The following is a 6819-nucleotide window of genomic DNA, read 5'->3' as shown; positions in this document are numbered from 1 at the left end:
GGCGTGTGCCAGGGCGGGTACGGCCTCGTCGGGTCCGTACCCGGCCGCCGCGAGGCGACCGATGTCGGTGCCACGTGCCCGCACCCCCCGGGAAGGTGACTCGTGCCACCACCCGGGTGGCGGCGACGCGGCCCGCAGTCCGCGTCCCACCCGCCCGGACCGCCCTCCGGGGCACCGCCGTACCCGCGTCCGTCCGCCGTCACCACTGCGGCGCGCCCCCGCACCGGCCGGGCTCCCACCCGTGACCGCGGCCGGGACCCGATCCCCACAACTCCATCCCCACAACCGCATACAGGCTCGACTCGCACCGCTTTCGCTGGGGTTCCGCCAGGCCCGCAGAGGGCCGCGGGACCACCTCCCTGACACCCACGTCCCTGCCGACGTGTTACCCGACCGGAGGAAGCCGTGGCCACCACGTCCAGGTTTCGCAAAGACGCAGTCGCAGTACCGGGGGAGACGCATCCGGTCGACGAGACCCTGCCCCCCGTCAAGATGTTCACCAGCGGCCTCCAGCACGTGGCCGCCATGTACGCGGGCGTCGTCGCCCCGCCCATGATCGTGGGCCCCGCCGTCGGCCTCTCCGCCAAGGAGACCGCCTTCCTGATGGGGGCCTCCCTCTTCACCGCCGGGCTCGCCACCCTCCTCCAGACCCTCGGGTTCTGGAAGATCGGGGCCCGACTCCCCTTCGTCAACGGCGTCTCCTTCGCCGGTGTCACCCCGATGATCGCCATCGGCAAGGACCAGGGGTCCGACGCCATCCCGATCATCTTCGGCGCGATCATCGTCGCCGGACTCCTCGGCTTCGTCGCCGCCCCCTATTTCGGACGCCTCGTCCGCTTCTTCCCGCCCGTGGTCACCGGCACGGTCATCACCCTGATCGGCGTCTCCCTGCTCCCCGTGGCCTTCAACTGGTCCCAGGGCGGCAACAGCACGGCCCCCGACTACGGGTCGATGAAGAACATCGGCATGGCGGCCCTGACCCTCGCCATCGTCCTGGTGATGCGGAAGTTCCTCCGCGGCTTCCTCCAGCAGATATCCATCCTGCTCGGCCTGGTCGTGGGCACCCTGGTCGCCGTACCGCTCGGCATGACCAGCACGGACGCCATCAGCGAGGCCTCCCTCGTGGGCTTCCCGACGCCCTTCCACTTCGGGGCACCGCAGTTCCAGGTCGCCGCGATCATCTCCATGTGCATCGTGATGCTGGTCTGCATGACCGAGTCCACCGCCGACATCCTCGCCCTCGGCAAGATCGTCGGACGGCCGGCGGACGAGCGGACCATCGAGGGCGGCCTGCGCGCCGACGCCCTCGGCAGCGCCATCAGCCCGCTCTTCAACGGTTTCATGTGCAGCGCCTTCGCCCAGAACATCGGGCTCGTCGCGATGACGAAGGTCCGCAGCCGGTTCGTGGTCGCCGCGGGTGGCGGCATCCTGATCCTCCTCGGCCTCTGTCCCGTCGCGGCCTCCGTCATCGCCCTCGTCCCGCTGCCCGTGCTCGGCGGCGCCGGCATCGTCCTCTTCGGCTCGGTCGCCGCCAGCGGCATCCAGACCCTCGCCGGAGCGGCCATGGAGAAGGGCGAGAACGCGCTCATCGTGGCGGCGGCCATGGGGATCGGGCTCATCCCGATCGCGGCCCCCGGCTTCTACCACGCCTTCCCGGCGGACCTGCTCGTCGTCCTCGACTCCGGGATCAGCACCGGGTGCGTGGCCGCGATCCTGCTGAACCTCGCCTTCAACCACCTCGGGGCGCGGCGGCGGGAGGAGCAGGGGGCGGAGCCGGTGCCGGCCCTGCACTGAGGGTTCCCGTGGGGGCGGGGGCGGCACGGCGGGGGTTCGTACTCCTCGCCGTGCCGTCCTCGCCCTGTCGTGCCCGTCGTGCCCGTCGTGCCTGTGGTGCCCGTCGTGCCGTGGCCCGCGCGGGCAGACCGCTGCCGCGGCCCTTGCGGGGGCTCCGCCCCCACACCCCCGCGCCTCGAACGCCGGCGGGGCTGGGATTGTGGCTCGGGTGCGGTTCGCCGATCGGGCCGTCGGCATAACCGGGTGGGGGCCGGGTCGGACCAGATGTCCGGGAGGACGCAGTGGAGGCGGCGGCCGGCCGCGTCCAGGACCTGGGCCTCGGACTTGCGGACCCGCAGGGCCACCGCGGAGTCCCGGACCCGCAGGCCCGGCACCCGGCGCCCCAGCTCCGCGGTGTAGCGGGAGAGGTCCTCCACGGTGCGCAGGCGCGCGCCGACCAGGAAGTTCCAGGGGCCGCTGACGGAGGCGCAGGTACGGGTCTCGCGCAGACCCGCCGCCGCGGCCGCGCAGGCCGAGATCTCCGATTCGGGGGCCTCGGCCCACACGGTCGCGGAGACCGGCCAGCCGGAGAGGCCGGAGGCGAGCGCGCACCCGTAGCGCAGCGCTCCCCCCGCTTCCAGGCGGGCCAGGCGCCGCCGCACCGTCGATTCGCTCATCCCGCACTCCCGGGCCAGCGAGGCCACGCTGCGCCGGGCGTCCGCCGCGAGGGCCAGGACCAGCGGGCGGTCCGCGACGCCCAGCTCGGCGGGCTGCGGGCCGCCGGTGGGGCGGCGGGCCGGCACGGCGAGCCGGGCCTGTCGGGCGGGGCTCAGTTGGTCCAGGCGCCAGCGGTCGGGGGCGTAGTGCACCCCGGTGACGACGGAGGTGCGGGTACCGACCACGCCGGGGACGCGCTGCACCCGCTCCGACAGGTAGCGGTAGAGGACGGGCAGGTCGGGGACGGCCACGAAGAGCAGCAGGTCCCGGCCGCCCGTGACGTGTTCCACGCCCAGCGCGTGCGGGTCCGCGGCGAGGGCCCGCCCCACCGCGGTGGATCCGCCGGCGGCGCAGGTGACCTCCACCCAGGCGGTGCAGGGCGCGGCCCGTCCGGTGCGCAGGCCCAGCCCGCCGGCCCAGGCCAGGCCCTCATCGGTGAGGCGTTCCCAGCGTCGGGCGAGGGTGTCGGGGCGGGCGCCGAGGACCGGGCCGAGCCGTTCCCAGCTGGCCCGGGGCGCGAGCTGGAGTGCGTGGACCAGGGCCCGGTCGGTGTCGTCCACGGCGGAATCGGCCGGGTACGGGTCCTCCTCTGGCGGTTCTCCGGGCTGCGGTGCGGCGGACCGGTGCGGCATTCGATGATCTCCCTTCCGTGCGTTCCACGGGCACGGGGGCCGTGCGTACGTCGGTGCGGGGAGGGAGGGCCGGACGGTGACCGATCCCGGCTGGGCGATCCGCGCCGCGGCGCCCTTCGAGTCCTCCGGGCCGGTGGGCCGGGAGCACGAGCTCGCGGCGACCGCGGCGCTCCTCGCCTCCTCGCGTCTGGTCACCCTCACCGGTCCGGCCGGCATCGGCAAGACCCGGATCGCGATGCGGGCGGTCCGGACGCCGCCGGCGGGCCGGCCCGGAAGCCCGGCGCCGTTGCTGTGGGCCTCGCTGGGGGAACTGCCGGAGGAGGAGTGGGCGGCGCTGGAGGACGTCCTCGTCGAACGCCTCGGTCGCGGTCCCGCGCTGCTGGTCCTGGACGGCTGCGAGCAGTTGGGCGGGACGGCGGGCGGGCTGGCCGCGCAGTTGTTGACGCGCCGCCCGGAGCTGCGGGTGCTGGCCACCTCGCAGTGGCCGCTGGGGGTGTCGGGGGAGAGCTGCCTGGCGGTGCCGCCGCTGACGGTCCCCCCGGTGGCGTACGAGGCGCCGGGCGGAGGTCCGCCCGATCCGGAGGACTATCCGGCGGTCCGGCTCTTCGCGGACCGGGCCCGGGCCGTGGATCCCAGGTTCGTGCTGGACCGGCGCAGCTGGCCCGCGGTGGCCCGGGTCTGCCGCGCCCTGGACGGGGTGCCGGGGGCGTTGGAGCTGGCGGCCGGGCGGCTGGGCGGGATCGCCGCGGAGCAGGTGCCGCGCCGGCTGGACAACGATCCGCTGGGCTTCCTCAGCGGGGGCGCGGACCGGCGCGGGGCGCGGGCGGACACCGAGCGGACCCACGCGCTGTGCCCGCCGGAGCAGCGGCTGCTGTGGGAGCGGCTGTCGGTGTTCGCGGGCTCCTTCGACCGGGCGGCCGCGGACGCGGTGTGCGGGTTCGGGGCGCTCGGTGACGGGGCGGCGGGCGAGGTCCTGGCGGACCTGGCGCCGGGGGTGCTGGTGGAGACCGCTCCGGGCCGGTACCGGCTGCCGTTGGCGGCCCGCGCCCACGGCGCCCGGCTGTTGCTGGTCCGCGGGGAGACGGCCGCGACGACCCGCCGGCACCACGAGTGGTACCGGCTGGCCGCCGAGCGGGCCGGTCAGCTGTGGCGGGCCGGGCACCAGCGGGAGGCGCGGGCGCTGGCCCTGCGGGAGCTGCCCGATCTCCGGTCCGCGATGAACCCGGTCTCCGGGCCCGGGCCGGGCGGGGCCCTGGAGGTCGCGGGGGCGTTGTGGTTCCTGTGGGCGGCGTGCGGGCGGGCCGCGGAGGGCCGGGGGCACCTGGAGCGGGCGCTGGCCCTGCATCCGGCGCCGAGGCCCGCGCGGGCCCTGTGGCTGGCGGGCTGGCTGACGGTGTGCCTGGGCCGGCCGGAGGCGGCGGAGCCACTGCTGGTGGAGGGGTGGGCGGCGGCCGTGCAGGAGGGCGAGGACACCTGTCTGGCCTACCTGGCGCAGGCCCGCGGATCGCTCGCGCTGTGGCGGGGCCGGGACGGGGCGGCGGCGGAGGAGTTCCGCGAGGGACTGGAACTGCTGCCCGCGGAGCCGGAGTTCGGCCCGGGGGCGGGTCCGCTGCTGGCCGGCCGCACCCTGGTCCTGGCGCGTACCGATCCGGCCTCCGTGCCGTTGGAGGAGGGGCCGCCCGGGCTGCCGGGGGACGCCTGGTCCGGTGCCTGGACGGGCTTCGCGCACGCGGAGGTGCTGTGTCGGGAGGGCCGCCCGGAGCGGGCCCGCCGCGAGGTGCTGGCGGCCCTCGGGGTGCTGGTCTCGCTGGGGGACCTGCTGGGGCAGGCCGCGGCGGGGGAGCTGTTGGCGGCCCTGGAGGCCGAGCGGGGGCGGGACCGGGAGGCGGCCCGACTGCTCGGCGCCGCCGACCGGCTGCGGGGCGGGCCGGAGGGGCCGGAGTTCCGGGCCTGCCGCCGCGCCCCCCTGGAGGCCCGACTGCGGTCCCGGCTGCCCGAGGAGGTCTACGCGGGGGAGTACGCCGCCGGCGCCCGCGGTGGCCTGCGCCACGTCCTGCACGGCCTCCCGGGCCCGGGCTGATGCCACCCGGACCCCGACCGGCTCCCCTCCGCCGGGACCGCCGGGGAGGGTAGCCGTACGAGGGGCCCGTACCCGTGAGCCGGTACCGGTCCGTGAGCCGGTACCGGACCCCAGGGCCCGTCGGCGGGGTTACGGCAGGGCGGTGAGGTACATGCCCGTGGCGTCGCCGCCCGCGGTGTTCCGGCAGGAGTGGCCGCCGCCCGCCGGCTGCGCGGCGATCAGGGTGAGGCAGCGGCCGAGGGCGAGCTGGCCGTAGTGGTTGGGGTGCATGGACTCCTGGACGAGGCCCTGGGTGGAGTTGTTGTCGATCCAGCGGGCCCATTCGCTGGTCCGGGGCGAGGCGGCCTGGGAGGAGGTGACCTGGCGGCTGGCCTTCGCGCAGACCTCGCGGCCCTGGAGCATGTCCCGCAGGTCGAGGAACTGCGCGCCCTTGGCGCCGGCCACGGCCTTCAGCCGGTCGGCGATCTGCGGGACGAGGGAGTCGCGGGCCCAGTCGGAGTCCCGGTTCCAGAAGGGGCAGCCGCCGGTGTTGTAGCGGCTCCAGTCGCTCTGGGTGTAGCGGTTCTCGGCGCCCCGGGGGATCGGCGACGGGTAGGACTGGAGGACGATCCGGTAGTCGCCGGAGCCGTATCCGGCGCCGGTCATGACGGCGCGGACCTCGTCGACGGCCTTGCCGACCTTGGCCATCACCCCGTCGATCTTCCGGTTCACGGCCTCCTGCTGGTCGTCGTGGCAGTAGGAACCCCAGAGGACGAAGTCGTAGGCGCAGTTCTCGATGATGCCGGCGAAGCCCAGGTCGTTGCCGCCGACGGAGAGCGCGATGAGCTTGACCCGGTGCGAGGCGGCGACGGCGGCCAGCCGGTCGGCCTGGGGGGCCTCGCCCTTGAGGGCGACCCCGCCGTTGGAGGCGCGGAAGACGTTGTCGGTGACGGCCCCGGAACAGGCGAGGTTGACGGCCACGTCGGCGATGCCGGTGGCGGTGGCGACCTCCGCGGAGTCGGACCGGTGGCAGCCGTTGGCCGCCGTGGTCCCGTACACGCGGGCCGGGTCGTAGCTGCCGCCGGAGACCCAGGCGCGGTCGGTGCCGTTGCGACTGCCGCTGTTGGTGAGGGAGTTGCCCTTCCAGCGGCCCGCCTCCCCGGAGATGTAGCTGTCGCCCAGGGAGACCACGGCGGTGGGTCCGGTGGGAGGCGCGGCCGCGGGGGCGGCCACGGCGGCCGAACCGCCCGCCGCGAACAGTGCGGACGCGGCGAGGGGCAGGACGAGGGCGGCTGCGGACAGCCGTCGGGCGGCGCGAGCGGTGCGGAAGAACACGAGGAACTCCTGCGGTCGGCCGGGCGCCGGCGACACTGCCGGACGCCGGGCTGGGGATGTGGGGGAACCGCCGGCCGGTGGCAACGGAAAGGTGGCACGCCCCGCTCTATTACCGCTAGGTAACCGCAGGTTACTATTGGGTAACGACCGACCGGTCGTTCGGGCCGGATTCCGGGGGTCCGCCCGGAAACCCGCTCTCCGCCCAGGTGGGGAGCTGAGGGGATCGGCGGGGGCCGAGCGGGAGGGTGGCCCGCCTCCGCTCCGCCGGCGGGGAGGATCAGGTCGGTTCGAGGGCGGTGACGA

At 75.7% G+C, this 6819-nt stretch carries 3 protein-coding genes and 1 pseudogene; 2 read left to right on the top strand and 2 right to left on the bottom strand.

The features are described 5' to 3' along the window. The first annotated feature begins 405 nt into the window (after positions 1 to 405). Entirely contained in the window at positions 406 to 1794 is a 1389-nt protein-coding gene (locus ABTZ17_RS35560; RefSeq protein ID WP_352199950.1) for a nucleobase:cation symporter-2 family protein, read from the top strand. Between the two features lie 605 nt (positions 1795 to 2399). On the opposite strand, the pseudogene ABTZ17_RS35555 reads toward ABTZ17_RS35560, so the two are convergent. Beyond that, positions 2400 to 3122, bottom strand: a pseudogene (locus ABTZ17_RS35555) (Lrp/AsnC family transcriptional regulator); the annotation flags it as partial. A 76-nt stretch (positions 3123 to 3198) separates the two neighbouring features. On the opposite strand from ABTZ17_RS35555, the gene ABTZ17_RS35550 reads away from it, so the two are divergent. After that, complete coding sequence (locus tag ABTZ17_RS35550) at positions 3199 to 5202, top strand: ATP-binding protein (RefSeq protein WP_352199949.1); 2004 nt, start codon at positions 3199 to 3201, stop codon at positions 5200 to 5202. A gap of 129 nt (positions 5203 to 5331) precedes the next feature. Here the strand turns inward: ABTZ17_RS35550 and ABTZ17_RS35545 are convergent, their stop codons facing one another. After that, complete coding sequence (locus ABTZ17_RS35545) at positions 5332 to 6516, bottom strand: GDSL-type esterase/lipase family protein (protein ID WP_352199948.1); 1185 nt, start codon at positions 6514 to 6516, stop codon at positions 5332 to 5334. Between the last annotated feature and the right edge of the window lie 303 nt (positions 6517 to 6819).

The sequence above is a fragment of the Streptomyces sp. NPDC097619 genome (genome assembly GCF_040302735.1).
Taxonomy (GTDB): Bacteria; Actinomycetota; Actinomycetes; order Streptomycetales; family Streptomycetaceae; genus Streptomyces.
Note: the sequence above shows the minus strand (reverse complement) of the source record. Positions and strands in the feature narration are given on the sequence as shown.